Source organism: Pantoea vagans, from assembly GCF_004792415.1.
GTDB classification, from domain to species: Bacteria; Pseudomonadota; Gammaproteobacteria; order Enterobacterales; family Enterobacteriaceae; genus Pantoea; species Pantoea vagans.
The window spans coordinates 25,889-51,117 of record NZ_CP038854.1; the positions used below are offsets into that span (position 1 = coordinate 25,889).

The following is a 25,229-nucleotide window of genomic DNA, read 5'->3' on the forward strand; positions in this document are numbered from 1 at the left end:
CAGCGGTTTAAACAGAGGCGATCAGCATCAGGACTCGGCGAACATTACGACACCCGGACGACAATGCTTCTCATCTGTAATTGAGAATCATTCAAACATCAGGTAATGTAGTAGTAAACATAATTTGTACCTAAATCACTACAATTATGGCTAAGGGTACATTCACCGGTAATCAGATGCGTGTGTGATTCAGATTATTGAATAGATTGAATTTATTTCCGTATTAAATACTGTTTGAGGCATAAATCCCTATCTTTTGCAGGTGAAAAAGAAAACGGATTAAGCCATTCACTACATTTTTACAGCGTTTATCCCAGCAGCAGGAACAGCATGAAACAGAACCGGCCAGTTAAAAACAGGGTGGATGTGGTGGCAGAGCGTCTGCGCGCCCGCGAAAAGCAGCTCTCGCCTCGTCTGCTGGCGGTAGCGCGCTATATCGATCAACAGCGTGAAACGGTGCTTGAAAGTACTGCGATGGAGATCGCCGTGGCGAACGCGACCTCTGACGCCACCGTAATCCGTGCCATTCAGGCGCTGGGATTTAGCGGACTGCGCGATCTCAAACAGACGCTCAGGGCCTGGTTTGGTCCCTCACTGACCTCGGAAGATAAGATGATCACCACGGTCAGTGAGGTGACCAGTGATGTGAACAGCGCCATCGACTTCGTACTTGCGGGTCACCGGCACGCCTGTGAGGTGCTGTCGCAGCCGCAGAACCGGGTGGCAGTAGCAGATGCCGTGGCGTTGCTGAGTGAAGCGCGGGAAGTGGCTATTTTTGGCATTAACGCCTCGGGTATTCTGGCGGATTACAGCGTGCGGCTGCTGAACCGCATCGGCCTGCCCGCCTTTTCGCTTAATCGCGCCGGCATTGCGCTGGCAGAACAGATGCTGGCGCTGCAGCGTGGCGACGTGCTGATAATGATGGCGCAGCAGTCGGCGCACCGGGAAGGGACTACCGTGGTGCGCGAAGCGAAACGGCTGGATATCCCGATTATCCTGCTCACCAACGCCACCGACTCGTTTTTCGCGCGTGAGGCGGATGTGGTGATCAATGTGCCCCGTGGTGGCGAGAAGGGGCGCATTCCGCTGCACGGCACGATTATGGTCTGTCTGGAGATGCTAATCCTGTCGGTGGCGTCGACGCTGCCGCAGCGCACCGTTAAGACTATGAAACGGCTACAGGATCTCTATCGCGGGCTGAAACCCGCCAGCAAAAAGTAATCTGCAAAATTGAGCCGTGACCGGAGTTTCCCAATAAACCACATTGTCGCGGCTCTGCTTTAAGTCAAATTTTCCCGCTTTGCGAGCGCGATCGCCTCTTTTCATCAGCCAGTTTCCTCTGGCGACTACGCTTACAGCGTGCTGCACCTCCGGGTGCGGCTTTACTTTTTCTCCCTTTACTTTGTTTTGTGCGGAGCTGCTGATGAAACCCCTTCACGCGCAATACCTTTTCTGCTGTGCCACCCTGAGCCTGCTGTCGCCGCTGCCTGCAATGGCATGGAGTGACCTTACCGTCTTTGGTGACAGTCTCAGCGATGGCGGAAACGTAGGACGTTTTACCTATGATGGTGCGACCCATCCGCTCTATGACGAGATCCTGGCGCAGTCGCTGGGTGACACTCTGCGCCCCTCATCCCAGGGCGGTAACAACTATGCCGAGGGCGGTGCCGTCGCAGTGCCCGCGATCAATCCATTATTTAATACCCAGGATCAGCTTGATCGTTACCTGGCGGCGCGCGACGGACGCGCTGATAAGGACGGACTCTATATTCACTGGATTGGCGGCAATGACTTAGCGGCGGCAGCCCTTGCACCGCTCGCTGCGCAGCAGATCGTGGATAACAGCGCCAGTGCCGCGGCCTCACAGGTCAGCCGGTTGCTGGATGCCGGGGCCGGCACGGTGATTGTGCCGACGGTGCCGAATGTCGGGGCGACGCCCGCGCTGCTTCAGGCGATTCTGCAGGTGCTGGGTCCGGCCGCACAGCCTGCCACGGCGGCGCTGTTTCAGTCGCTGAGCGCCACCACCACGCCAGATCGTGCCGCCAGAGAACAGGCGATTGAAACCGCGCTTAACGAGGCCGCTGGTCAGGTCTCTTCGATTCCGCTGATCCGCGATGCCCTTGCACAACAGCTGATTGCCGCCTGGCAGTTGCTGAGTCAGGAGGCGGCGGCGCTCACTGATCGTTACAACCAGGCGGAGGAACAGGGCCTGGTGGCGGCACGCGGTAACATCGCGCGAGTGGATATTAATGGCCTGTTTAATGAGGTGATTGATAACCCGCGCCTGTATGGACTCAGCAACACGGCGGGCATGGCCTGTCCGCCCGGCGTCTCATCCATGGACTGCACCTCCTCGACGCCAGGATTTTCGCAGTCACAGCAATATCTGTTCGCCGACCGGCTGCATCCCAGCCCGGCAGTGCATGCGCTGATCGCCGATTATATTCAGTCGGTGCTGAATGCGCCGCTGCAGGTGGCCGCGCTAAGTCAGGCACCGTCGATGCTGGTGGGTGATGCGCAGAATACGCTGGATGGCCATCTGCAACAGCAGCGTCAGCAGCCTGCCAGCACCGGAGAGTTTACCGTTTTCGGTGGCTATGCCGGACAGCAGCGAGATTTCCGCGGCGACAGCCTGCTGGACGGTGATGCCACCAGCGCCACCGGCACCGTGGGTGTGGGCTATCAGCTAAGCGATCACTGGCAGGCCGGCGCCATGCTCTCCACCACCTCGCAACGACAGGATCCCTCGTCGCGCTTTGATTACCGTTTACGCGGCAATCTGGTAACGCTGTGGAGCCAGTTAAATTATCTGGATCGGGGATGGATTAATGCAGATGCCCATTACGCCGATCTTAACTTTGATGATATTGAGCGTAAGGTCAGACTGGGACCGGCGACCCGCACGGAGAAGGGCAGCAGCGACGGCAAGGTGCTGGGAATGCGGGTGCAGACCGGCTGGGATCTACCGCTGGGCCGCTATGTCTCCACCGGCCCGATGGCCAGCTATGCGCTCGACTACACCCAGGTTGATGGCTACAGAGAAGAAGGGAACAGCAGTACCTCGATGCGCTTTGGTGACCAGACGCTGCACTCCCAAATCGGCTCGGTGGGCTGGCGTATCGACAGCAAAGATTTAGTGATCAATCCCTGGGCGCAGGTCAGTTACAACCATCAGTTCGGCGACAGCGACTCTGCTGTTACCGCCGGACTGAAATCGACCCGCACCGCCTTTACCCGCAGCAGCGGGTCACGGGATGATAACTGGATCAACATGGCTCTGGGCGCAAGCGTGCCCATTGGCACATCAGTGAACGCATTTGCCGGCGTTTTAGCGGTGACAGGTAACAGCGACTATCACCAGGTGACATGGAACGTCGGTCTTAACGCCCGTTTTTAAATGATAAGCGGTATCAAAAGGCCGTGCAGAGATCGTCTGCCGCTGTCTGAAACATTGCGGCAGACGACGTTGCGCGTTATTCATTACGCCGGGGCGGCAGAGCGTTAAACTCGCCCTGGCGTACGGTTTTCACGCTTCGATCAGTGCCGCCTGCGCCTCCAGCTCACGAACGCGCGGTATCACTTCGCGGCCAAAGAATTCCACCTCTTCGTGAAAGTGCAGAAACGCCAGCAGCAGCAGATCGACACCGGCCTGCTTAAGTTCGATGATCCTTTCAGCAATCTGCTGTGGTGTGCCAATCAGATTGGTTTTGAAGCCATCGTTGTACTGCACCAGATCCTCAAACGATGATTTCGCCCAGTTGCCTTCACCTTCGGGTGAAGCACTGCCTGCATTTTTGACCTCATGCTGGAAGCCTTTCACCGCATCCGGGTTGGCTTTGCTGATGATCTCCTGAAGCACCGCCTGCGCCTGCTGTTCACTCTCCCGCGCAATCACAAATCCATTCAGTCCGATTCTGACCTGATGCTGATTGCGAGCCGCTTTTTCACGGATATCCGCGATCTGCAGACGGACGCCGTCCGGCGTATTTCCATTAGTGAAATACCAGTCTGACACCCGTGAAGCCATGTCGCGCGCCGCACGTGAGCTGCCGCCCTGGAAAATTTCCGGTAATGGAGACAACGGCTTGGGTTTCATGGCGTAATCGCGAAAGCGATAAAAATCACCCGCAAAAGTAAAATTCTCTTCGCGCCAGATGCCTTGCAGGCAGCGAATAAACTCTTCGGAACGCAGATAGCGCTCTTCATGATCGAGCCAGGGTTCACCAATCGCTTTGAATTCGCCCCGGAACCAGCCGCTGACGATGTTAACGGCGATACGTGGCCCATAGAGATGGCTGATGGTGGCGATCTGCTTTGCCGCTAATACCGGATTCCACGGGCCAGGCAGCAGCGCGGCGATCACTTTTAACTTCGAGGTGTGACTGAGCAGGTCCTGCGAGAAGGTGACGGATTCATGCTGATTGTCTGCGCCATACCCGGCAGTAAACCGGATCTGCGTCAGCGCATAATCAAAACCCGCCTGTTCGGCGATCTGCGCCAGTTTACGGTTGTAGGCAGCATCCCAGCGGGTTCGCTGCTCTATCTGACTGATCACCAATCCGCCTGAGACATTCGGAACCCAGTAGGCGAACTGTAAAGGCTGTGAAGCGGACATAGTCTCTCCTTATATAGCTGAATTAATGTGGCGCTCATTTTTTCCAAACTTTCCGATATAACGAAAAGCTAAGCAGTAACCGTGCCATAAACTAATAGACTGTTTTTAAAGGGGTAACCAGCTTGAGGCTAGCCGGATGTGTTGCAAATGCGGCACGGCTGAGACAACCGGGTTGCCAATGCAGCAGCGATGCCTGAACGGATCGGTAAACGTTGAATGCCTGCCGTCACGCTATCGACGGCAACAGGGCCAGAATGTCAGTCACCCGGGACGCGCTGTGATAACGTAGCGAAGCGCGACGCGATTACAGCCGGAGGGGAGCATGATAGTCAGACAGGCATCGCCTGAAGAGGCGCATACTTTATGGAACATCCGAAATCAGGCCATTCGTCACGGCTGCGAGCAGATCTATCCACCCGATGTGATCGTCGCCTGGACGCCAGACCGCATGCCTGCCAGCTTTCCCGCGATGATCCGCGTTAATCCCTTTTTCGTGATTGATGGCCCGGCCGGTGTGCCGGTCGCTACCGGATCGCTGGATCTCGCCGCCGCCAGTGTCGAAGCTATTTTTACGCTGCCCGATTTCACCGGACAGGGAATGGCTGGCCTGATCATTGATACCCTCAAAGCGGAGGCGCGGCAGCGTGGCTATCGTCAGTTGACCCTTGCATCGACGCCGAACGCCGTGACCTTCTATGAACAGCATGGCTTCCACGCGCTGGGAGAAAGTCTCTATCCGTCAAAGCTGGCGGGCTGCGCGTTGCGCTGTATTGAGATGGCGATTGAGCTATGAATGCCCGCTGCCGCAAGGCTGGCGAAATGTGGCAAAAGTTTCCCGTGCAAAGACTTCGCAAGCCCCCGCCGGTAAGGTATAGTCCGCGTTTTTTGGAGGAATCATGCTGACTGGCTCATCAACACGTCTTAATAAATACATCAGCGAGAGCGGTATCTGCTCCCGTCGTGACGCCGATCGTTACATCGAGCAGGGCAACGTTTTCATTAACGGCAAACGCGCCTCTGTGGGCGCGCAGGTATTTGCAGGCGATGTGGTGAAGGTGAATGGTCAGCTGATTGAACCGCGTGATGAAGACGACCTGGTGCTGATTGCCCTGAATAAACCGGTGGGGATCATCACCACCATGGAAGAGGGTGAGCGCGATAACATCAGCGACTTCGTCAATCACAGCAAGCGCGTCTTCCCGATTGGCCGCCTTGATAAAGACTCTCAGGGCCTGATTTTCCTGACCAACCACGGCGACCTGGTCAACAAGATCCTGCGCGCCGGTAACAATCATGAAAAAGAGTATGTTGTTACCGTCGACAAGCCGATCACCGATGAATTTATTGCCGGGATGAGCGCAGGCGTGCCGATGCTGGGCACGGTGACCAAAAAGTGCAAAGTGAAAAAGGAAGCGCCGTTTGTCTTCCGTATTACGCTGGTTCAGGGTCTGAATCGCCAGATCCGTCGCATGTGTAAGCATTTCGGCTTTGAAGTGACGAAGCTTGAGCGCACCCGCATCATGAACGTCAATCTTAAGGGGTTGCCGCTGGGCGAATGGCGCGACCTCACCGACGACGAACTCGTTGAGCTGTTTAAACTGCTGGAGAACTCCTCTTCAGAAGATAAACCCGCGAAGAAAGCCAAAGCTCCGGCTAAAGCAGCTGCCGCTAAGAAACCGCAGAAAAGTGCCGCGAAACCGGCTGAGAAAGCGGATGCGGCTGGCGCCTCGCGCAAGCGCTTTGTCCAGCCTGGACGGAAGAAGAAAGGGCGCTAAACCCAGCCCGATGCAGAGAGCGATATTCTCGCTCTCTGTGCTTTCACGGACGCATCACGGAATAACGCGCGCCGCCCGAAAGCGGGCAAACAGATCGCAGAACATCTCATCCGTCGCGCGATAACCGTGAAAGCCTGCCCGCCGCAGCTTGCTGCCGTCGCCAAACATGTCGTAATTCCAGCCGAAAACAAAATCAGCGAAAGCACCGTCACTGAGTGCCTGAATATCCGCTTCAATTAAGGAATGCTCCACGGCGATTTGCCGCCACAGCGCACGATAATCCTGAAACATCTGCCGGAATGACAGCGAAACCGGCGGGGCAATCTCCAGTTCAAACCACGCTGCAATCACCGGCCACAGCTCACTCCAGCGCCAGAGATCACCATTGTTAATATTGAATGCCTGATTACGCGCGTCAGCGCTGCACGAAGCCCAGAGGGTGGCATCGGCCAGCAGTTCAGCATCGGTAAAATCGACCATGCTGTGCCAGGTTTCCGGCGAACCCGGGAAGCGCAGAGGGAGCCGCGCCGCGCGGCAGATCGACGCATAGAGCGCCAGACTCAGCGCCAGATTCATGCTGTTTCCATGCCGGTCACTGCCAACGACGCCAGGGCGCGGCGCACTCCAGTGCCAGGCTTTACCTTGCTGGTGAGCGCTCAGCCAGTTCAGCTGTGCGGTGTTGAACTCGGCCCCCGGCACGCCAGGATCGCTTTCCCGCGCCGGGGTTTTGAATCGGCCCAGATGTGCGCCATACACTTTGTATCCTTGCATCAGACTGACATGCTCAAGCGGGGCGACATCCTCCATGACCTGAACCAGATTCTGCAACATGGTGAGATTGGGTCCGACCATCGCTGCCCAGTCAGCAGCATTGAGCCAGGCGCTGTAGAAGATATGCGTAACGTCGGTGAGTGATGCCAGCCGTTGCTGGCTCTGCAGGCGGTCGCGCAGATTCACCGCAACAGCCGCTGTGCCGCCTGTAGCAGAACCTGAGCGATGGGTCAGCGTGATTACCTGCCACTGGTCTGCGACCAGCGCCTGAGTCAGTTGCTGACCCACAATTCCACTGGCACCCGCTACCAGCGCAACCTTTTTGCCCTGTGTTGTTTTCATGATCGCTATCCGGTTAAGAAAGAAGCCGCATTCTCACCTGCGTTAAATTCTGATTAAATCCCCGAAACCGGATATCACTTATCAGGAAAAACGATAAATGCAGAACAAACTGACTGCGATTCAGACCTTCATCCGCGTCGCGGAAGCAGGATCGTTTTCGGCGGCGGCGCGGCAAAACGGTATGAAGCAGTCTGCCGTGAGCCAGCAGATTGCCGCGCTGGAGGAGGCGCTGGGCGTGGTGCTGCTGCACCGTACCACGCGAAAAATGGCGCTGACGGAGCAGGGTCACCATTATCTGCAGCAGGTCAGGCAACTGCTTGGTGCGATGCAGGAACTGGAGCAGCAATTACGGCCCGGCTCGCAGCCGCTTCACGGCAGACTGTATATTCAGTTACCGAGCGGCATCGGGCAGCGGCTGATGCCGCATCTGATCGCCTTCCAGCAGGCGCATCCCGCGCTGCGTCTGAATATTGCGCTGGAGGATCGCCTGTCGGATCTCGTTGCGGAGGGCGTTGATGTGGCGATTCGTCTCAGCGAGTCGCCACCCGCCATGCTGGCTGCCCGTTCGCTCGCCACGGTTGAAACCGTGCTGGTGGCTTCCCCTGAGTGGATAGCGCGAAACGGCACACTGCAGACGCCCGATGACCTTATGCGCCATCCACATATACGTTTTAGCGGTATAGCGACCGATGCACCGCTGCATCTGGTCTCTGAGAGCATGAGAATTTCTGTTCCGGTGGAAAGCGTGTTTCGGTCTAATAACAGCGATGCCTTGATGCAGGCTCTTGAAGCAGGCCTCGGGATTGGCGGCTTACAGACGCTGCCTGGCGCAGACGCGCTGGCCTCCGGCCGACTGGTGCGGGTGTTACCGGACTGGCGGCTTCCCGATCGTTATCTCTATGCCGTGTTCCCGGATGCCCGTTTTATTCCTGATAAGGTCCGTAAGCTGGTCGGGCGGTTGAGTGAGGTGGTGGAGCAGGGAACCAGGAGAAATATCAGTTGATGGGCGTCGAAAAAAAACAGTCACTGTTTGAAGTGTCCCCAACTTAAGGATAAAGTATCCCCTGCATGGGGATAGGGAAATAGACTATACATGGACGCATTATTCATCGAGCTTTCCAGCTTTCAGAAATACCGGGCTGACTATCTGAATGATGATCAGTATCGGCGATTTCAAAATATGTTGCTGGCTGACCCTGAAAAGGGTGATGTGATACCCGATACCGGCGGACTGCGTAAGGTTCGTTTCAGGGATGAGCGCCGACACAAGGGGGCCAGAGGTGGCATCAGGATTATCTATTACTGGACGGACGAACAAGGCCAGTTCATCCTGTTTACCATCTACGATAAAGACCAACGCGACGATCTTACGAAGCAGCAGCGTGATGCCCTGGCGACCGCGCTGAATGTGATCAAAAAAGGGTTGAGACATGACTGAACGCGATATTTTCAGTGAACTGATGACGGGTATGCAGGAGCTTAAGGATCATCAGGAGGGCAAAATCACGCTCAAGCGGTATAAGGTCACGAAGCGTGCTCCTGTCACTATTGCGCCGCAGGAGTTGCGCGACGTACGCGAAAAACTCAACCTCTCCCAGGCCGTTTTCGCCCATTATCTCCACACTGGCGAGACGACCTATCAGAACTGGGAGCAGGGCAGAGCCAGACCTAACGCCCAGGCTGTATTATTAATTCGCATGGTGCAGCAGAACCCTGAAACGCTAAAGACGCTCGCGCAACTCTGATATGCCCGTCCGGATGACGGGCAGCACATTCTTTCACGGCTGCGCCCGACATCCGATCCGCGGCAGGTTAACACAGCCCTCTTTTTCGCCTAATCAGACAGTGCATTTCCCGCCTCAGGCGAGATTTTAAAGGGCTCACATTCAGAACAACGACACTTTTCACCCTGATCAGGGCGTGGCAGGATAAGCGCAATCTATCAAGGAGTGTGCCTGATGTTACTGAAAGGTATGAACGATCCGCTGCTGAAAGCGTATCAGCATCCCAAATCACGGATGATGATCAGCCGTTTCAGGGGGCTGGCGGGCGACAGAAGACTCAGTGACTGGCAGGCGTTCTGTATTCTGGTGACCGGCTTTACCAATTACTGGTATGTGCAGGCTGGTCACTACACCATTAATGTGACGCTGACCAAAACCCGTCAGTTCGACTTCCTGCAGGACTTCCTTCATTTCACGGTCACCCTGGATGGATTGATCGGCGATGAACATTTTCGCAGCCCGGACTTTGTACTGCCGCATTACGATGTGCCCTATGAATTCTGTCGCTGGCGCAACAAGCGCGGCTATGACGCCTTAACCACCTACGTCAGTAAACAGGGAGTGAAATCCCATAAGGGGATGTTTGTCGCCTCGGAAGGCGCGTCTCCGGAAGAGCAGGTGATGAAATGGGAAGGGGTGGTCAATGTCTACGATAAAACCTTTTTCAGTATGGCTAACTTCAATACCACTCAGGAATTCCTGATTAAGGACATCCGTAAATCCATTCAGGATGGATTGCTGAAGCACCTGAGTTTTTACCGCGATCTGTTTCACTATATCTTTCCCACACCGGCAGAGGCTCGGTTGCAGGCGCGTGACGACAGGCGCTATCTGGCGAAAAGATAGCGCCCGGTCACCTTACTCTCAGTCACTGGCATCCACACAGAATGGTCGCTGAAAGGAGGCTCACCGTGCCGTTAGCGGACCTCTCTGCAGGTTTACCACTTCATCTCGCCGGTATTCACTTTCGCGCTGAGTTCCAGTGAAGCTGGTTCAGCCAGTTCTGGCCAGGCGGTGTTCATGGCGGCAATCACCGCTGCTGAGGTTTTGTGTTCTGACAGCGCCGCTTCAAAACTCTTCAGATAATTCAGGGTGAAATCCACAGCCTGCGAACCGGCTGGACGCGTACCCAGATAGTGGCCCGGAATAACGTTTTTCGCGTTGAGCGACTGCATCTCTGTGAGGATATGGCGCCACTCACTGCGGCTCTTAACGGTCTGAGTGTCAGCCGTCCAGACGTGGATGCCAGAGGAAAGAGCCGTACCGCCCAGAATGGTGCTCACTGAGGGGATCCAGATGTATGCAGCATATTGATCAGGATGACGCAGTTCCAGCGCCTCGCCATCCACGCTGAAGCGGGTCTGATGCGTAACTTCTGGCACAAAGACCTTATCCGGGGCGCCCTGTTTCATCTGAGGGCCCCAGTATTTCAGCTTGGCGTCATGTGTCTGCTGGATATGCTTCACTACGGCAGGTGCGGCAACAACCTTGACGTCCGGCAAGGCTTTAACAATCGGCTCCAGACCGAAGTAGAAATCGGGATCGCCAGAAGTGATCACAATCTCCTTCAGCTTTTTACCGCTCTTTTTAATCATCTCCACCAGTTTCTCACCATCCTGGGTGCTGAACTGGGCATCAAACAGAATCGCTTCGGTTGGACCGGAGACCAAAGTTGAGGAGACGGCAAAAATCCCCTTCTCCTGCGGATTATAGGTTTCCAGTTGCAGCGTGGCCGCACTGGCTGAAGCGGAAGCCAGAACGAGCATTACAGGTAACAGAACCGTTTTCATAAATATTCCTCAGAGATAAATGCCCGACTCAGGCAGGTGTATCGGGCGATGTTCAGAATCAGTAGCGCTATTCTACCCATCTGACTATCTGTTAGAATTCCCGCAATCAGAGATGCTGAGTTTCATAATCCGAACAGGTGAGCGGGATGGACAGAGTGACTTCAGCTGCCGTTTTTAACCGGATATGTGAGCTGGGCAGCCTGAGTGCTGCTTCGCGTGCGCTGGGGATCTCGCGCCCAATGGTCAGCCGTTATCTGGAAGAAATGGAAAAGTGGGCGGGAACGCGTCTGCTGCATCGCTCGTCGCGCCGGCTGACCCTGACGCCTGCCGGTGAGGCGATTCTGCAAAAGACCCGCCAGCTGGCCCTGCTGTCAGAAGCGATCCAGCAGGAAACCACCCAGGGTGTCCCGGCCGGAACGTTACGCATCGCCTGTGCCCATTTTACGGCGCTTCATCTTGTCGGCCCGATCGTCCCCGATTTTCTTGCCCGTTATCCGGCACTGCGCATCGAACTGGATATTAACAATCAGCCGGTAAGCCTGATTAGCGAGCGCATCGATCTCGCCATCCGTATCACCGATGCGCCAGAGCCGGGGGCAATCGCACGCCGCCTCGGTGAATGTCACTCGGTACTCTGCGCCTCACCCGGCTATCTGCAGAAGCGAGGCACTCCGCAAACGCCTGGCGATCTGGCGCAGCACAACTGCCTCTACTACAGTCGTTTTGCCGGACAAAGCTGGCATTTCACGGCGGCTGATGGCGGCAAAATCGCTGTCGCCGTTAAAGGAAATTTCAGTGCGGGCATCTCGTCACTGCTATGTGACGCAGCGATTGCAGATTGCGGGTTAGCGATGGTGCCTGAACTGGAAGCACGCCATGCGCTTAAAACGGGAAAACTGGTGGAATTATTGCCCGATTATGAGCCGCAGCGCATTGGCATCTGGGGGCTTTACCTGTCGCGCGAGCATCAGTCTGCCGCGCTGCGTCTGATGCTGGATGAGCTGCAAAACAGCATTCAGAGCCGGTGATGAGAGGAAATCATCCTGGTAATGAGGGAGACGTTTATGAATGATGATCAACAACTGTACTGGAACCCTATGGTGCCAGAACTGACCGTTACTGACTTTGCCGTTTCGCTGCATTTTTACACCCTTGTGCTGGGCTTTAACGTGCGGATCCAGCGTCAGGATCCTGACTTCGCATACCTCTGCTATGGCCAGGCGCAACTGATGATTGAGCAGTGCCATCTGCAGGGCTGGAATACAGCCGATCTCAACTGGCCGCTGGGACGGGGCATCAATTTCCAGATTGAGGTCGACGACATCGAGCCGGTGCTGGCGCGCTTACAGCAGCACGCCGTTCCGCTCTATCGGGCGCTACGGGATAACCATTACGACACTGGCGGGACAACTGCCTGCCAGCGGGAGTTTCTGGTGCAGGATCCGGACGGCTATCTGCTGCGCTTTAGTCAGTATCTGGAATAAACGGAAAAGGTATCCGGCAATATTAACGCGCAACGTACTAAAATGTATAAGCAGATTTTTCCAGGTTTATTTTAATTTGAACGTTCATTCATTATAAAATTAAAAACGCTGAATTCATTTTACTGGCGAATGAAAAGAGATTCGCCTGAGAAACTTCCCTTTTAAATTATTTTTTTCGCTAAAAAAATTACGAGTCACAGGAGATAAGCCATTACTAATTAACAGTAAAAATCCGCCAGCTCGGAACAACGTTTTCAGCTTCATAATAAAAAAGTATTATAAGCGTGCGGTCTTTTCAATTTATGTACTACACTCACGTGGCTTAGCTGGATTGGGATAATTCTTAATGCCAGTTTTACAACAGATTTCATTGAGCTAAGTGTCCGGCATTTACATTTCAACATCCACTCAGCACTTCATTTCCGGGTGTGCGAGCCGGTTATCGGCTGCACTTCTCCTGGAGGAGAGACAATGAAATCCTTTATATCTGTCTGCTTTACCATGCTGTTGATTTGCATGGCGGGGCCTGTAAGCGCAGACCTCAATTCAGGCGTTGTCAGTTTCAGAGGCGCCATTGTTAATGATTCATGTAATATAAATACCGTAAACATGTCTGTCGTTTTCAATTGCTACGACCCGGCCAGCGGCAGGTCTGTTGCGGCTTCTGCCAATCTGATGAATTCTGACTCGCTGGGGGCTTTGCCTGCAGAAGTGAAAATGCACTGGTATAACCCCGAGAAAACAAAAGGGGTGATTTACGTCGCCTATCTTTAATTCTTTTTTCTGTTTTTAGCATATTGTCTGTGACGCGTGACTGGCAACGCTCACAATAACAAGCGGAATTTTTTCAAAGTCTCTGGTTATGCATTTGATTTTGCATACTTACAGGCTTTTCAATGTGATTTACACTCAGGGAATTCAATAGGCGTATTGCGCGCACGTTTTATTAAACGGGCGCTGAAAACGGGATAGATATGATCTGTAATGTCTCAGGGATGAAAAAAGAAAAATGCCCGACTTTAACATTAAAACCGGGCACTGTTTTCAGTTTAACTGAAGCGTGTAGGTACTTAGTAAGGATCAGATGAGCGCTGAGTAAAGTACTTCTTACTCTGACGCCTATCCTTTTTACGGCGCAGGACCAGGCTGGTGGTAATGATCAGCAGCGTTAAACCGCCGGTTGCCAGTAATTCAGCCTGATGTTTCGCATCAAACAACATGATCACCAGCACGGTCGTAATAAACAGAATCGTGACCCACGTCAGGCCTGGGAATAACCACATCCGATAAGTCAGGACTTCACCCGCCTTTTCGCGCTTTTTACGCAGCACCAGATGCGATACGGCAATCACCAGATAAACCAGCAGCGCAATTGCCCCCGAGGTCGCCAGTAAAAACTCAAACACGACACTCGGCGCAAGGTAATTCGCAATAACTGCCAGAAACGCAGCTGCAGTAGAAAGCAGCACCGCAACCCACGGCGTGCCGCTGCGATTGGTGCGTGAAGCCGCAGCAGGCGCATCTTTACGGCGTGACAGGGAGTAGAGCATGCGCGATGAGGTATAGAGTGCAGAGTTAAGACAGCTGCACACCGCCATCAGCACCACCAGGTCGACGATCAGCCGGGCATGCGGAATGTTCATTGCCGTTAATACCGTCTGCCATGAACCCTGTTCAACCAGGCCTGGTGTATTCCACGGCACCAGCGCCACCACAAAGAAAATCGACAGCAGATAGAACAGCGCAATACGCCAGATGACCGAGTTAGTTGCCTGGGTAATCTGCTTGCCAGGGTTTTTGGACTCGGCAGCGGCAATGGTGACGATTTCGGTACCCATAAAAGAGAACATCGTGGTCAGGATGGCCGCGACAACCGCACCCATCCCATTCGGCATAAACCCGTGCGTGTCATAAAGATGCGACAGGCCACTGGTGTTGCTGTCAGGCAGCAGACCCAATACTGCCGCCCCCGCCACACCCAGGAACAGGATGATAGCCACGACCTTGATCAGCGCAAACCAAAACTCAAATTCCCCATAATTTTTAACGCTGAGCAGGTTAGTAATGGTCAGCAGTAAGGTGATGGCAAAGGTATATTGCCAGATGGCGACCTCAGGGAACCAGGCGTGCAGAATGGTGCCTGCTGCATTGGCTTCCAGTGGGATCACCAGCACCCAGAACCACCAGTAGAGCCAGCCGATGGTAAAACCGGCCCAGCGGCCCAGCGCTTTATCCGCATAGGTTGAGAATGAGCCTGAATCGGGTGAAGCAACAGCCATCTCGGCCAGCATCCGCATAATCAGCACCACCAGCGCGCCGGCAGCGGCATAGGAGATCAGGACCGCGGGGCCCGCTTCAGAAATCGCGTGGCCGGAGCCGACAAACAGCCCTGCGCCAATCACACCCGCAATTGAGAGCATACGCACGTGGCGCGGTTTCAGGTTTTGAGCCAGCGAATCTTCATTCGCACTCTGAGTCATCGTCATGTAAACGTCTCCAGGCGACGCCCGGCCTGAGTGGCCGGACGAAAGGGGAACAGGCTTGCGTTAACGCACAGCGAAATCAGGCCGGGACGACGGGATGTCCGGCTGAGGCAACACAGTGATTAATCACCGTGGAGAGAATGGTCAGCGCCTGGCTGAACTGGGCATCAGGGATGGTAAGCGGGTAGAGGAAGCGAATGACGTTGCCTTTAGCGCCACAGGTCAGCAGCAGCAGGCCCTGTTCCATTGCCATCTTCTGAACCGCCTGCGCGGTGCTGGCCTGATAGAACTCCATCGCCACCATGGAACCCAGCGCACGCACGTCGGCAATGTCCGGATGGTTGCGTTGATGCGCCTGCAGTTCAGCTTCAAGCCTGGCACCGAGGTCGACGGCGCGCTGGCAGAGCTGCTCCTCTTCAATCACATCCAGCACCGCATGGGCTGAGGCGATAGCCAGTGGGTTACCGGCGTAGGTTCCGCCCAGGCCACCAGGCGCAGGTGCGTCCATGACCTCTGCACGACCGGCGATGGCGGAGAGTGGCATGCCACCTGCCAGGCTTTTCGCCATGGTGATGATGTCGGCCTTTACCGGATAGTGCTCCATGGCGAACAGCTTGCCGGTCCGGGCAAATCCGCTCTGGACTTCATCCGCAATCAGCAGAATGCCGTGGCGATCAGCCAGCTCCCGCAGCTGCACCATAAACTCTGCCGGTGCGGCATGGAATCCGCCTTCACCCTGTACCGGCTCCAGCACGATAGCGGCAACATCATGGGGGGCAATGTCCTGGGTAAAGATGTCGTCGAGGCTGGTCAGTGCCGCCTCAATGCTGATCCCCTGAACCGCGCTGGGGTAGCGAGCATGGAACACCGACGGCGGCATCGGGCCGAAATCCCGCTTGTAAGGTGCCACTTTGCCGGTCATCGCCATCGTCATGAAAGTACGACCATGGAACGCATTACCAAAAGTGATGATGCCGTGACGGCGGGTAAAGGCACGCGCCACTTTAACCGCATTTTCCACCGCTTCCGCGCCAGTCGTGAAGAAGGCCGTTTTGGCCGGACCGGCGATGGGCACCCGCTGATTAATGCGCTCAGCCAGGGCGATGTAGCTTTCGTAAGGGGTGATCTGGAAGGCAGTATGGGTAAACTTTGTTAACTGATCGGCAATGGCCTGTTCGATACGTGGATGGCGGTGGCCGGTATTCAGCACCGCGATGCCGCCAGCGAAATCGATCCAGCTGTTACCGGCCTGATCCCATAAGGTGGCGTTTTCTGCCCGGGCAACGTACCAGTCGCACAGCGTACCGATGCCTTTAGGGAGAGCCTGTGCTTTGCGCTGCTGCATCAGGTTATTATTTTCGCTCATTTCATCCACCTCGTTAATATGCGTGTTTACAATTCCCGACAAACACGCTTATTTATGCCTGAGGCGTGGTGAGTTGCCAGAGCCAATTGTCAGAGGAAAGGTGGAGCCAATTGCGACTCTTGTACGCAGATCATCTATTAGCACGGTTGCAGTTTTTAAGAACCGGCTCATTACACCAGCGGCTGCTGAACTGTATGCAGGCCGCGATTGCTGAAGAGGTGTTTCCGCGCGGAAGCCGTTTGCCGCCAACCCGCGATCTGGCGCGCGAACTCGGCGTGTCGCGAAACACGGTAATGCATGTCTATGAAAGTCTGATGGCGCAGGGATATGTCACCGCACGCACCGGCAGCGGCACCTGGATTGCCGAGACGCTGCCGGAGAACTCTCTGCAAAGTGATGCGATTGCCGATCTGCAGGCGGTGAGGGCGCAACGACCCGCGACGCTGTCGAAGCGGGGTGCCAGTCTGCTGGGGCATGCCACCGCCTCGCCCTGGCAGTGGGGCGCATTTGTGCCCGGCGCGCCCGATGTCACCGAATTCCCCCATAAACTTTTCAGCCAGATTCAGGCGCGGCTGAACCGCGAACCTGACGTACATCGCCTGGTCTACAGCAGCGGTGGCGGCTGTCCCGACCTTCGCCATGCGCTGGTGGACTATCTGCGGGTGGCGCGTTCTGTACGGGCCGATGCCGACCAGATTCTTATTACCGAAGGAGTTCATCAGGCGGTTGATCTGGTGACGCGGGTGTTATGTGATCCCGGCGATCGGGTCTGGATGGAGGAGCCGGGCTACTGGGGAACACGTAATCTGCTGCGCATGAATGGTCTGAAGATTCGCGCGATGCCTGTTGATGAGCAGGGCCTGGTACCGGACAGCGGCCCGGCCCCTAAAATGGTGTTTGTAACGCCTTCTCATCAGTATCCGCTGGGGGTGCACCTGAGCCTGGCGCGTCGTCAGGCATTGATCGCCCTGGCTCGCCGTCATCAGAGCTGGATTGTTGAAGATGACTACGACAGCGAATTTCGCTTTTCCGGTCAGCCTCATCCCTCACTGCAGGGACTGGAAGCTGATGCACCGGTCATCTACATGGGAACATTCAGTAAAACACTCTATCCCGCCCTGCGTATTGGCTACATGGTGGTGCCGAAACCGCTGGCACAGCCGTTGCGCATCGCGGCAGCGGAACTCTATCGTGGCGGACATCTGCTGATTCAGCGGGCGCTGGCGGAGTTTATCCGGCTGGGTCATTACATGGAGCATATCCGCCGGATGCGCCTGCTTTATCGTCAGCGGCGACAGTTTCTCTGCAGGCTGATTGAACGCTATCTGGGGCCGGCCTTTTTACCGGCATTCAACCATGAAGCGGGACTGCATCTGGTGATGCCGCTGCCTGCGGGCGCGGATGACGTAGCGATAGCTGCGGAGGCGCTGAAGCGCGGAGTTAAAGTGCGGCCGCTTTCGCAATACTACATGCATCCGCAGGAGGCGCGTGGATTGCTGCTGGGTTATGCCTGCGTCAATGAGCGGCAGTGTCAGGACGCCTTTGGCACACTCAAAGCCTGTCTTATGTCTGCAGGGATGGTCTTTAGTCCGCCGTGTTAGCGGTTAATGGGGCTTTAAAAGGCAGCAGTTTCAGGGCTGGAGCTGTGCTAACGCATTGACATTTCATCAGCGTCACCGAGAATACAGCTCTTTGCGTTCCGACCAGAAAATACTGGAGTTTATCATCGCCCTTAATCCCTTTTCTGCCCAGGCCAGAGCGGCTATTAAGCGAGGCGCTGCGCTGGCTGCGGCGTTATTGCTGGTCAGTTGCGCATCCGAACCACCGAAATCGCTGGTGACCCCTTTTCCGCCGGTAACGAAACAGCCATTACCTGTGCCCGGCAAGCCAGCACAGCCTCAGATTACACAACCGATGCGGGGCGTCTGGTTAGCCACGGTGTCACGTCTTGACTGGCCACCTGTCGCGTCGGTGAATGGCACCAGTCCGGCGCAGCGTATCCGCCTGCAGCAGCAATCCCTGACCGACAAGCTGGATAAGCTGAAAAGTCTGGGGATTAACACGGTGTTTTTCCAGGTAAAGCCGGATGCCACAGCGCTCTGGCCCTCAAAAATCCTCCCCTGGTCCGATATGCTGACCGGCAAAATCGGTGAAGATCCGGGATATGATCCGCTGCAGTTTATACTGGATGAGGCGCATAAGCGCGGCATCAAAGTTCATGCCTGGTTTAATCCCTATCGGGTATCGGTGAATACCAAACCCTCTACCGTCAGCGAACTGAACCGCACGCTGTCACTGCATCCGGCCAGCGTTTTTGTGCTGCACCGCGACTGGATCCGCACCGCAGGGGATCGCTATGTGCTCGATCCGGGCATTCCTGAGGCGCGTGACTGGATCACCAGCATTGTGGCCGAGGTGGTGGCGCGTTATCCCATCGACGGTGTGCAGTTCGATGACTACTTCTATGCCGAATCGGCAGGTTCACTGCTCAACGATAATCAGACCTTCAGTCGCTACGGACAGGGTTTTGCCGGTAAAGCGGACTGGCGACGTCACAATACTCAGCAGCTGATTGAGCAGGTGTCACGGACTATCAAACAGCTGAAGCCAGAGGTTGAATTTGGTGTCAGTCCGGCGGGCGTCTGGCGCAATCTGTCGCACGATCCTGCTGGTTCCGATACCCGGGGCGCCGCGGCGTACGACGAAGCTTTTGCGGATACCCGTCGCTGGGTGCAGCAGGGCCTGCTGGATTATATCGCCCCGCAACTTTACTGGCCTTTTTCCCGTCAGGCTGCCCGTTACGACGTGCTGGCAAACTGGTGGGCAGAGGTAGTGAAACCGACTAAAACCCGGCTCTACATCGGTCTTGCGCTCTACAAAGTCGGCGAGCCGTCGAAAGTTGAACCTGACTGGACGCTTCAGGGTGGCGTGCCTGAACTGAAAAAGCAGCTCGACCTGAATGAATCTAACCCCAATATTGCTGGCACCATTCTGTTCAGAGAGAACTATCTGAATCAGCCGCAGACTCAGCAGGCGGTGAGCTATCTTAAAAGCCGCTGGGGAGGCTGAAATGCCCCGACAGCATGACCAGTGCGGTTAAGTTTTTCCCTGTGACTTACTGCTATTCTTGCGCTTTATATGGGAGGAACCATGAGCGAACTGATTAATATTTTTACAAGTCATAAAAGTGAACGCAGTTTCACTGAGCAACCTGTCGATGAAGCGGTACTGGATCGAATTATCAGTACTGCATACCGCGCACCGACATCAGTAAACTCACAGCAGGTTTCTGTGGTGATCACGCGTGATGCCGGACGTCGCGCAGAGATCGCCGCCATTGCAGGTGGTCAGCCATGGATTGCTAAAGCACCGGTCTTCATCACCTTCGTGCTGGATATGCATAAATCAGCGGTGGGAATGGCCGCTGTCGATCAGCAGCAGATCGCGCATCAGAGCATTGAGAGTATCGTGTCGGGTTCTACCGATATCGGTATTGCACTGGGCTCAGTCATGGCCGCTGCGCGTGCAGAAGGTCTGGGCATTGTGCCGATTGGCGGAATCCGTCGCGATCCACAGGCGATGATTTCACTGCTGGAACTGCCGCCAATGACCTTCCCGATTGCGGGCGTGGTCATCGGTCACGTTGATGAACCCGCTCATCAGAAACCGCGTCTGCCACTGGCAACCTTCCGCCATGATGAGACCTATCAGACGCAGGGGCTGGAGCAGCAGATTGCGGCCTACAACGATGAAATGGTTCAGCACTGGAAAAACATCGGTCGTCACGACGGTGAGAGCTGGAGCGAAAGCGTCAGCGGTTACTACAAAAACATCTACTTCCCGGCTGTACTGCCCGCCCTGCTGAAACAGGGATTCGGCACGGATAAGTAACCTATCCTGCGCGAAGTGAAAAGTAACAGGCCATCCGTACAGCGTGACGGATGGCCTTTTTCATTTTGTTACTATAACGAAATGTGACTTTCTTCTTTGTAACACATAATTTCCCTGTTAACCGAAGCGCTACTGCCTTTAACACTTACCTTCCAGGGAAATAACATGTCTCAGCGTTCACTCTATGCGCTCTGTTTAATGAGCTTTTTTCTGGCCGATGTCCGCGACGGTCTGGGGCCTTTTCTGGGCATATTTCTGACGGAACGGCACTGGCGTCCTGACGAAATCGGTCTGGTGATGACCTGCGGTGGCATAGCCGGACTCCTTGCCACGCTGCCTGCAGGCATAGCTGCCGATGCAACCCGCCATAAAAAAATGATTGTGCTGCTGGGTTGTCTGGTAATCACCGTTGCTACGCTGTTGCTGTGGTACAGCAATCAGACCTGGACCGCGATGGTCTCGCAAATTGTAGCGGGAATTGCTGCGGCGTTTATCGGCCCGACCGTGGCGGGTATCACTCTGGGGCTGACCGGTCAGCGCGGCTTCAACCATCAGATGGGACGCAATGAGGCCTTCAATCATGGCGGTAACACTATTGCGGCGTTGCTGGCGGGTTTTTCAGCCTGGTACTGGGGCATGGGTGCCGTCTTTATTCTGATGACGGTAATGGCGATTTTTGCTGCCTTCGCCACCCTGGCGATTCGCGGTGATGAGATTGATAACGAGGTGGCGCGAGGCTATGAACAGAACGAAGAGCGGCAGCCAGCGCTGAGCTTATCGATGCTGATGCGTAAGCCAGCGCTGATGATTGCAGGCGTAACGCTGTTGCTGTTTCATCTTGCCAATGCCGCACTGTTACCGATGCTGAGCATGCGCGTCGCCTCGGCAGGCGGACAGGCGGCGGTTAGTCCGGGTCTGTACGCTGCGGCAACGGTGGTGATTTCCCAGCTGGTGATGATCCCGGTCGCGCTGTGGGTCTCTAAGCGGGTGGAAACGCACGGCTATCGCCTGTTTATTATGGTCGCCCTGATGATTCTACCGCTGCGCGCGGTTATTGCGGCAGGCTTTGCGGAGCCGCTCTTTGTCATTCCGGTTCAGGTTCTGGATGGTATTGCGGCAGGGATTCTGGGCGTGGCGGTGCCGGGTTACATTGTGTCTCTGATGCGGGGTACCGGCCATGTTAATGCCGGACAGAGCGTCATTATGCTGATGCAGGGCGCAGGTGCTGCGCTGAGTCCGGCCATGACCGGAGCAATCGCCGCACGTTATTCTTACAGCACTGCCTTTGCGGTTCTTGGGGCGATAGCCCTGGCGGCGCTGATTTTATGGTGGCGTACCGGTAGCTCGCCTGCCACCCGTCTGGCCTGATCAGGCACAAAAAAGGCTGCCCATTGGGCAGCCTCGTCTGGCAAATCCGTTTGCGACCATCCGTTATTTATACAGTTCTGCGGTCATGTGAACACGGTTATTGGTGTTCGCTTCCGTAATTTTGTACTGCGCGCCCTGTTCCTGCGCCTGAGCGGTGATTTTCGATTCTGCGCCATCCAGTGTAGAGGAGGTGACAGAAATGCTTTCGGCAAAGCTGCCAAATGAGATCAGTGAAAGAGCGGCGAGGGCGGCAATTGAGAGTGCTTTTATATTTTTCATGGTCATATTCCTGAGATATGCCAGCAACTATTCCTGACAGTGTCTGCCCATTCCAGACTGTTTACCTGAATCCATTTTAAGGATAAGGGGCATGAATCAGAACTGCTAATTTCGTCTATATAAGCTATTAAAAAGCGGGTGGCGGGGTGAATATTTGAGTACGGGATTTTGCTTGCGATGTTCCTGGCCGTATTGTTTTGTTAACCAATCGGTCAGGAAGTATGTAAGTTGCACGCTTCCTGACCGGCTTATTCATGTAATTACAGGCTGATTTGAAAAAATGATGAGGCCGACAAAGCTTCCTGATGACGTTAATATACTGGCAATAAATCAAATTCACTCAGCGCCCATGAAAGGATGTTCAGGGCGGCGAATACTATAATCATGCTCAACTGAAGCCCGTCCCACTGGCTGCGCCGATAGCCTGAGTCTTGCCGGGAGCGCATTTTCAGATGAAGCAACCCCGGAACAATCACTGCCCATATTGTCGCGATTAGCCCGGCATAACCAATTGCCGTGACAAACCCATCCGGAAAAAGCAGAGATAAACTCAATGGCGGCAGGAAAGTGATCGCAGTGGCTTTAAGGCGACCTGTTCTGGTCGCGGGGAAATTGAAGCGGTCGCTGATATAATCCACAAGGCCCGCCGTCACTCCCACGAACGAACAGATAACGGCAAAATGTGAGAACGTCGAAAACAACAGCGACATCCCGGCAGTATAACCGCGCAGACTAAATGCGTGCATCAGCGCGGCAATGTCGCCGCCCTGGGCGGCAATTTCCGGAAAGGCTGAGCGGGGAAGGTTACCCATAGTGCAGATTATCCAGAAAAGATAGATAACTAGTGCCACGGCAGTACCTGTGCACAGGCATCTTTTCACACGACGATGATCGCCATTGTAATAGCTGATTAGGCCGGAAATGTTTCCATGATAGCCGAATGAGGCAAGGCAGAATGGCACGATGCCGAGCATATAGGGCCAGTACGATGCCGCAGGATTCTGATTGTCCAGCAGGTAGTCGACATTCACGGTAGTAAATAATCCACCAAACAGGATAAGTAACAGAACAATTTTAGTGATGAGCAGAACAGACATCATCCGGCCAATGCTGCTGGTGCCTAACCAGACGATGGCAGCTACGGTCAGGCTTAACATAATTTTGGCTTCGGATGATGAGACCGTTTTGCCGGTCAATATGCTCAGTGAGTGATCATAAACAGGCCCGACCGCTGAAATATAGGCGTATGTCAGAATGCCCAGCACGAAAACCAGGCTCAGGCCATTTATTTCAGCCCAGTTACGACCTAAAACATCTCGGACAATTTTGTCATAGCCGGTTTCCAGAGGGTAATGCTGGCTCACACGGTGAAACATCAGGCCACTGATTAACATACAGATCCAGCTAAAAGTCAGTATCAGTAATGCCCAGCCAAACCATGCTCCGGCCATCACGACCGGCAGGACGAACATGCCTGCACCCACCACGGTGCCGCAAATGATGGTTGCTCCCCAAAACATCGAAGGAGAACGCGTTGGAATTGCCATATCAGACATAGGGTTTCCTGAAGAAAAAATTTAACGCTGGAGAATAGCCTCTATAGCAAGGGCATGACTAATCAATTGACGATCTTCTTTCGGCAACCCATCTAACGATAATCCAACAGACAAATTTCCCCGGTCAGCAACCGGCATTGTCACGCTGGGCGCACCCACGCTGCTGGCAATGTCGGTGTTACGAATGAGTTTATTGAAAATATCAGGTTGAGCGGCATTCTCAATCCGTGGCACTTCACAACACAGTGTGGGATAGAGGATGGCATCCAGCTTTAATTTGCTGTAAATCTGGTCCCAGTAAGCGCGAAGTTGACCGATTGATTTAAGGCCGTGCATATACTCCTTCCAACTGACCTGTTCCTGCGCATTCTGCCTTTGCAAAATAGACGCGACGGCTGGGTCGGAAATTTGACTGATGATTGTGTCAAAATCAGCGACGAAGTGCTGCTCCAGTAAGAAAGCGGGGAAGTCGATAAAAAATTCAAAAAACGGTACAGGGAACTGGATTTCTTTATTCAGCTTACCGAATACGCTGTCATCGAACGTCACGATCTCAACGCCTGCCCGCGCCATCTGCCTGACCACCTTCATGCAGGTTTCCCGTACGGTAGTATCCAGGTTGCTCCACATAAACTCAGCCGGCAGCCCTATTCGTGAAGGCGGACGAGGGGTAATAGCGGGTTCATCCATCATTGCGGCGTCGAGCAGCGCCAGGTCGCTGACTGTCGCGGCAATAAATCCAGGGGTATCTTTGGTGCGGGAAACAGGAACAATGCCTCTGGTTGTGTAACGTCCCGTGCTGGGTCGAAAACCTGCAACTCCACACAGTGCAGCAGGTATACGTACTGACCCTCCGGTATCGGTACCGACTATCATCAGGTTTTTGCCACTGCTCACCTCCCTGCGGATTAGTGCCAGTGAAGATCCTGACAAGCGCAGAGTAGAAACAGTTATCACCGAAAATATCCAGGTACTGCTGCCACGCTTCTTTGGCATCCGCAAGCCGGCCTTCTTTTAACGCCAGTGTGATTGAAGCAGGCGCCTGAAGCTGCTTTCCTTCAATAAGTACGCCTTCCTGTAAAAAGCATCGCCAGCCGCGATCAACCCGCGAGAACAGTTCCGGGGGCGGGGTTCCTGCAGTCCATTTGTGCGGCACACCCTGAAAATGAATTTCGGTATCACCAATGCCAGGGTCCGGAAACTCAGAGGCTGTATCAATATTGAATTCAGCCAGATAATGGAACAAGCCTGTTTCTGAAGGCGGGAAGCGCATTGCTCCCATTTCAGCGATATATTCCGGCATACCGTCATCAAATTGCTGGCTCAACAGTCGCCCACCGGAGCTGGCAGCGTTTGCTTCGAAGAGCGTCACATGCGTGACTCCCGCATTCAGAAGCTCCCGCGCCGCAATCATTCCGCTCAGGCCTGCCCCGATAATTGCCACGCTTGCTGGACAATCGTTATCAACATGGCCAATGCCGCCCGCTGATTTGGCGTGGGCAAGAAAAGTTCCGTAATCAAAGAGTGTATCAATAAAGGGAAAGGTATTACCCTCGCCGACACGACTTGCTTTAGTCTTCATTATCTATCCAGCAGAATGCATGTTAATTCAAAGATGAGGATGCGCTATTAGTGAAACTCTTTAGAGAAGAAGGGGTCTGTTTTTAAACATCCACATTGTGGACTGTTCAGGAATTAAAATTCTCAAGGCAATTGCATAAAAAC

23 protein-coding genes and 1 pseudogene are annotated in these 25,229 nt (G+C 54.5%); 15 read left to right on the plus strand and 9 right to left on the minus strand.

Going from position 1 to position 25,229, the window contains the following annotated elements; all coding sequences use genetic code 11:
- The first annotated feature begins 330 nt into the window (after positions 1–330).
- Positions 331–1,221 carry a MurR/RpiR family transcriptional regulator gene (locus EGO56_RS19025; RefSeq protein WP_135910631.1) on the plus strand — a complete coding sequence of 297 codons (891 nt, stop codon included), beginning with the start codon at positions 331–333 and terminating at the stop codon, positions 1,219–1,221.
- A gap of 202 nt (positions 1,222–1,423) precedes the next feature.
- Positions 1,424–3,397: an autotransporter outer membrane beta-barrel domain-containing protein gene (locus tag EGO56_RS19030; RefSeq protein ID WP_135910632.1), complete on the plus strand. Its 1,974-nt coding sequence runs from the start codon at positions 1,424–1,426 to the stop codon at positions 3,395–3,397.
- A 129-nt stretch (positions 3,398–3,526) separates the two neighbouring features.
- Here the strand turns inward: EGO56_RS19030 and sfnG are convergent, their stop codons facing one another.
- Positions 3,527–4,615 (minus strand): dimethylsulfone monooxygenase SfnG, encoded by a 1,089-nt coding sequence (sfnG, locus tag EGO56_RS19035; RefSeq protein ID WP_135910633.1) that lies wholly within the window; start codon positions 4,613–4,615, stop codon positions 3,527–3,529.
- Between the two features lie 322 nt (positions 4,616–4,937).
- Between sfnG and EGO56_RS19040 the strand changes: the two genes are divergently transcribed.
- Together EGO56_RS19040 and rluF are read left to right on the plus strand one after the other, a co-directional pair.
- A complete protein-coding gene (locus tag EGO56_RS19040; RefSeq protein ID WP_135910634.1) occupies positions 4,938–5,408 on the plus strand; it encodes a GNAT family N-acetyltransferase in 471 nt (156 codons plus the stop codon).
- 103 nt (positions 5,409–5,511) lie between these two features.
- Positions 5,512–6,390, plus strand: coding sequence for a 23S rRNA pseudouridine(2604) synthase RluF (gene rluF, locus EGO56_RS19045; protein ID WP_135910635.1), 879 nt, complete (start codon positions 5,512–5,514; stop codon positions 6,388–6,390).
- Between the two features lie 54 nt (positions 6,391–6,444).
- Here the strand turns inward: rluF and EGO56_RS19050 are convergent, their stop codons facing one another.
- The gene (locus EGO56_RS19050; protein ID WP_135910636.1) at positions 6,445–7,503 is read right to left on the minus strand and encodes an SDR family oxidoreductase; all 1,059 of its coding nucleotides are present in this window, start codon (positions 7,501–7,503) and stop codon (positions 6,445–6,447) included.
- A gap of 97 nt (positions 7,504–7,600) precedes the next feature.
- Here EGO56_RS19050 and EGO56_RS19055 point away from each other — a divergent pair, with 97 nt between their 5' ends.
- From EGO56_RS19055 to EGO56_RS19070, 4 genes are all read left to right on the plus strand, one after another.
- A complete protein-coding gene (locus EGO56_RS19055; RefSeq protein WP_135910637.1) occupies positions 7,601–8,506 on the plus strand; it encodes a LysR family transcriptional regulator in 906 nt (301 codons plus the stop codon).
- Between the two features lie 90 nt (positions 8,507–8,596).
- Complete coding sequence (locus EGO56_RS19060) at positions 8,597–8,941, plus strand: toxin (protein WP_135910638.1); 345 nt, start codon at positions 8,597–8,599, stop codon at positions 8,939–8,941.
- Positions 8,934–9,248 (plus strand): helix-turn-helix domain-containing protein, encoded by a 315-nt coding sequence (locus EGO56_RS19065; protein ID WP_033735285.1) that lies wholly within the window; start codon positions 8,934–8,936, stop codon positions 9,246–9,248. Before EGO56_RS19060 ends, EGO56_RS19065 begins: the two co-directional genes overlap by 8 nt.
- Before the next feature lie 213 nt (positions 9,249–9,461).
- On the plus strand, positions 9,462–10,133 hold the full coding sequence (locus EGO56_RS19070) for a hypothetical protein (protein WP_135910639.1): 672 nt from the start codon (positions 9,462–9,464) through the stop codon (positions 10,131–10,133).
- A 92-nt stretch (positions 10,134–10,225) separates the two neighbouring features.
- Here the strand turns inward: EGO56_RS19070 and EGO56_RS19075 are convergent, their stop codons facing one another.
- On the minus strand, positions 10,226–11,077 hold the full coding sequence (locus EGO56_RS19075) for a Vmh family MBL fold metallo-hydrolase (RefSeq protein WP_135910640.1): 852 nt from the start codon (positions 11,075–11,077) through the stop codon (positions 10,226–10,228).
- Between the two features lie 146 nt (positions 11,078–11,223).
- Between EGO56_RS19075 and EGO56_RS19080 the strand changes: the two genes are divergently transcribed.
- From EGO56_RS19080 to EGO56_RS19090, 3 genes are all read left to right on the plus strand, one after another.
- Complete coding sequence (locus EGO56_RS19080; protein WP_135910641.1) at positions 11,224–12,105, plus strand: LysR family transcriptional regulator; 882 nt, start codon at positions 11,224–11,226, stop codon at positions 12,103–12,105.
- Positions 12,106–12,141: 36 nt separating this feature from the next.
- Positions 12,142–12,561 (plus strand): bleomycin resistance protein, encoded by a 420-nt coding sequence (locus tag EGO56_RS19085; RefSeq protein ID WP_135910642.1) that lies wholly within the window; start codon positions 12,142–12,144, stop codon positions 12,559–12,561.
- A 471-nt stretch (positions 12,562–13,032) separates the two neighbouring features.
- The gene (locus EGO56_RS19090) at positions 13,033–13,335 is read left to right on the plus strand and encodes a type 1 fimbrial protein (protein ID WP_135910643.1); all 303 of its coding nucleotides are present in this window, start codon (positions 13,033–13,035) and stop codon (positions 13,333–13,335) included.
- A gap of 296 nt (positions 13,336–13,631) precedes the next feature.
- Here EGO56_RS19090 and gabP read toward each other — a convergent pair whose 3' ends face one another.
- Both gabP and gabT read right to left on the minus strand, forming a co-directional pair.
- A complete protein-coding gene (gene gabP, locus EGO56_RS19095; RefSeq protein ID WP_135910644.1) occupies positions 13,632–15,047 on the minus strand; it encodes a GABA permease in 1,416 nt (471 codons plus the stop codon).
- 76 nt (positions 15,048–15,123) lie between these two features.
- Positions 15,124–16,410: a 4-aminobutyrate--2-oxoglutarate transaminase gene (gene gabT / locus EGO56_RS19100; protein WP_135910645.1), complete on the minus strand. Its 1,287-nt coding sequence runs from the start codon at positions 16,408–16,410 to the stop codon at positions 15,124–15,126.
- A 110-nt stretch (positions 16,411–16,520) separates the two neighbouring features.
- Between gabT and pdxR the strand changes: the two genes are divergently transcribed.
- From pdxR to EGO56_RS19120, 4 genes are all read left to right on the plus strand, one after another.
- The gene (gene pdxR, locus EGO56_RS19105; protein WP_185948890.1) at positions 16,521–18,011 is read left to right on the plus strand and encodes a MocR-like pyridoxine biosynthesis transcription factor PdxR; all 1,491 of its coding nucleotides are present in this window, start codon (positions 16,521–16,523) and stop codon (positions 18,009–18,011) included.
- Between the two features lie 91 nt (positions 18,012–18,102).
- Positions 18,103–19,479: a glycoside hydrolase family 10-like protein gene (locus EGO56_RS19110; protein WP_185948891.1), complete on the plus strand. Its 1,377-nt coding sequence runs from the start codon at positions 18,103–18,105 to the stop codon at positions 19,477–19,479.
- A gap of 81 nt (positions 19,480–19,560) precedes the next feature.
- Positions 19,561–20,301 (plus strand): nitroreductase family protein, encoded by a 741-nt coding sequence (locus tag EGO56_RS19115; protein WP_135910647.1) that lies wholly within the window; start codon positions 19,561–19,563, stop codon positions 20,299–20,301.
- A gap of 165 nt (positions 20,302–20,466) precedes the next feature.
- Complete coding sequence (locus tag EGO56_RS19120) at positions 20,467–21,669, plus strand: MFS transporter (RefSeq protein ID WP_135910648.1); 1,203 nt, start codon at positions 20,467–20,469, stop codon at positions 21,667–21,669.
- Positions 21,670–21,732: 63 nt separating this feature from the next.
- On the opposite strand, the gene EGO56_RS19125 is transcribed toward EGO56_RS19120, so the two are convergent.
- The 4 genes and pseudogenes from EGO56_RS19125 to EGO56_RS22555 form a co-directional block, all read right to left on the minus strand.
- Entirely contained in the window at positions 21,733–21,948 is a 216-nt protein-coding gene (locus tag EGO56_RS19125; protein ID WP_135910649.1) for a YdgH/BhsA/McbA-like domain containing protein, read from the minus strand.
- Between the two features lie 311 nt (positions 21,949–22,259).
- Positions 22,260–23,504 carry an aromatic amino acid transporter gene (locus tag EGO56_RS19130; protein ID WP_135910650.1) on the minus strand — a complete coding sequence of 415 codons (1,245 nt, stop codon included), beginning with the start codon at positions 23,502–23,504 and terminating at the stop codon, positions 22,260–22,262.
- Between the two features lie 21 nt (positions 23,505–23,525).
- On the minus strand, positions 23,526–24,380 hold the full coding sequence (locus EGO56_RS19135; protein WP_238349049.1) for an amidase family protein: 855 nt from the start codon (positions 24,378–24,380) through the stop codon (positions 23,526–23,528).
- Positions 24,376–25,086, minus strand: a pseudogene (locus tag EGO56_RS22555) (FAD-dependent oxidoreductase); the annotation flags it as partial. The pseudogene EGO56_RS22555 and the gene EGO56_RS19135, both read right to left, overlap by 5 nt.
- Positions 25,087–25,229: the final 143 nt, after the last annotated feature.

Bases quoted from the DNA above. Each gene is read 5' to 3' on its own strand.
- EGO56_RS19050 (WP_135910636.1), bottom strand. From the start codon at position 7,503: ATGAAAACAACACAGGGCAAAAAGGTTGCGCTGGTAGCGGGTGCCAGT.
- EGO56_RS19065 (WP_033735285.1), top strand. From the start codon at position 8,934: ATGACTGAACGCGATATTTTCAGTGAACTGATGACGGGTATGCAGGAG.
- EGO56_RS19070 (WP_135910639.1), top strand. From the start codon at position 9,462: ATGTTACTGAAAGGTATGAACGATCCGCTGCTGAAAGCGTATCAGCAT.
- EGO56_RS19090 (WP_135910643.1), top strand. From the start codon at position 13,033: ATGAAATCCTTTATATCTGTCTGCTTTACCATGCTGTTGATTTGCATG.
- gabP (WP_135910644.1), bottom strand. From the start codon at position 15,047: ATGACGATGACTCAGAGTGCGAATGAAGATTCGCTGGCTCAAAACCTG.
- EGO56_RS19085 (WP_135910642.1), top strand. From the start codon at position 12,142: ATGAATGATGATCAACAACTGTACTGGAACCCTATGGTGCCAGAACTG.
- EGO56_RS19040 (WP_135910634.1), top strand. From the start codon at position 4,938: ATGATAGTCAGACAGGCATCGCCTGAAGAGGCGCATACTTTATGGAAC.
- EGO56_RS19075 (WP_135910640.1), bottom strand. From the start codon at position 11,077: ATGAAAACGGTTCTGTTACCTGTAATGCTCGTTCTGGCTTCCGCTTCA.
- EGO56_RS19030 (WP_135910632.1), top strand. From the start codon at position 1,424: ATGAAACCCCTTCACGCGCAATACCTTTTCTGCTGTGCCACCCTGAGC.
- EGO56_RS19135 (WP_238349049.1), bottom strand. From the start codon at position 24,380: ATGATAGTCGGTACCGATACCGGAGGGTCAGTACGTATACCTGCTGCA.
- sfnG (WP_135910633.1), bottom strand. From the start codon at position 4,615: ATGTCCGCTTCACAGCCTTTACAGTTCGCCTACTGGGTTCCGAATGTC.
- gabT (WP_135910645.1), bottom strand. From the start codon at position 16,410: ATGAGCGAAAATAATAACCTGATGCAGCAGCGCAAAGCACAGGCTCTC.
- EGO56_RS19060 (WP_135910638.1), top strand. From the start codon at position 8,597: ATGGACGCATTATTCATCGAGCTTTCCAGCTTTCAGAAATACCGGGCT.
- rluF (WP_135910635.1), top strand. From the start codon at position 5,512: ATGCTGACTGGCTCATCAACACGTCTTAATAAATACATCAGCGAGAGC.
- EGO56_RS19120 (WP_135910648.1), top strand. From the start codon at position 20,467: ATGTCTCAGCGTTCACTCTATGCGCTCTGTTTAATGAGCTTTTTTCTG.
- EGO56_RS19025 (WP_135910631.1), top strand. From the start codon at position 331: ATGAAACAGAACCGGCCAGTTAAAAACAGGGTGGATGTGGTGGCAGAG.
- EGO56_RS19080 (WP_135910641.1), top strand. From the start codon at position 11,224: ATGGACAGAGTGACTTCAGCTGCCGTTTTTAACCGGATATGTGAGCTG.
- EGO56_RS19055 (WP_135910637.1), top strand. From the start codon at position 7,601: ATGCAGAACAAACTGACTGCGATTCAGACCTTCATCCGCGTCGCGGAA.
- EGO56_RS19130 (WP_135910650.1), bottom strand. From the start codon at position 23,504: ATGTCTGATATGGCAATTCCAACGCGTTCTCCTTCGATGTTTTGGGGA.
- EGO56_RS19115 (WP_135910647.1), top strand. From the start codon at position 19,561: ATGAGCGAACTGATTAATATTTTTACAAGTCATAAAAGTGAACGCAGT.
- EGO56_RS19125 (WP_135910649.1), bottom strand. From the start codon at position 21,948: ATGAAAAATATAAAAGCACTCTCAATTGCCGCCCTCGCCGCTCTTTCA.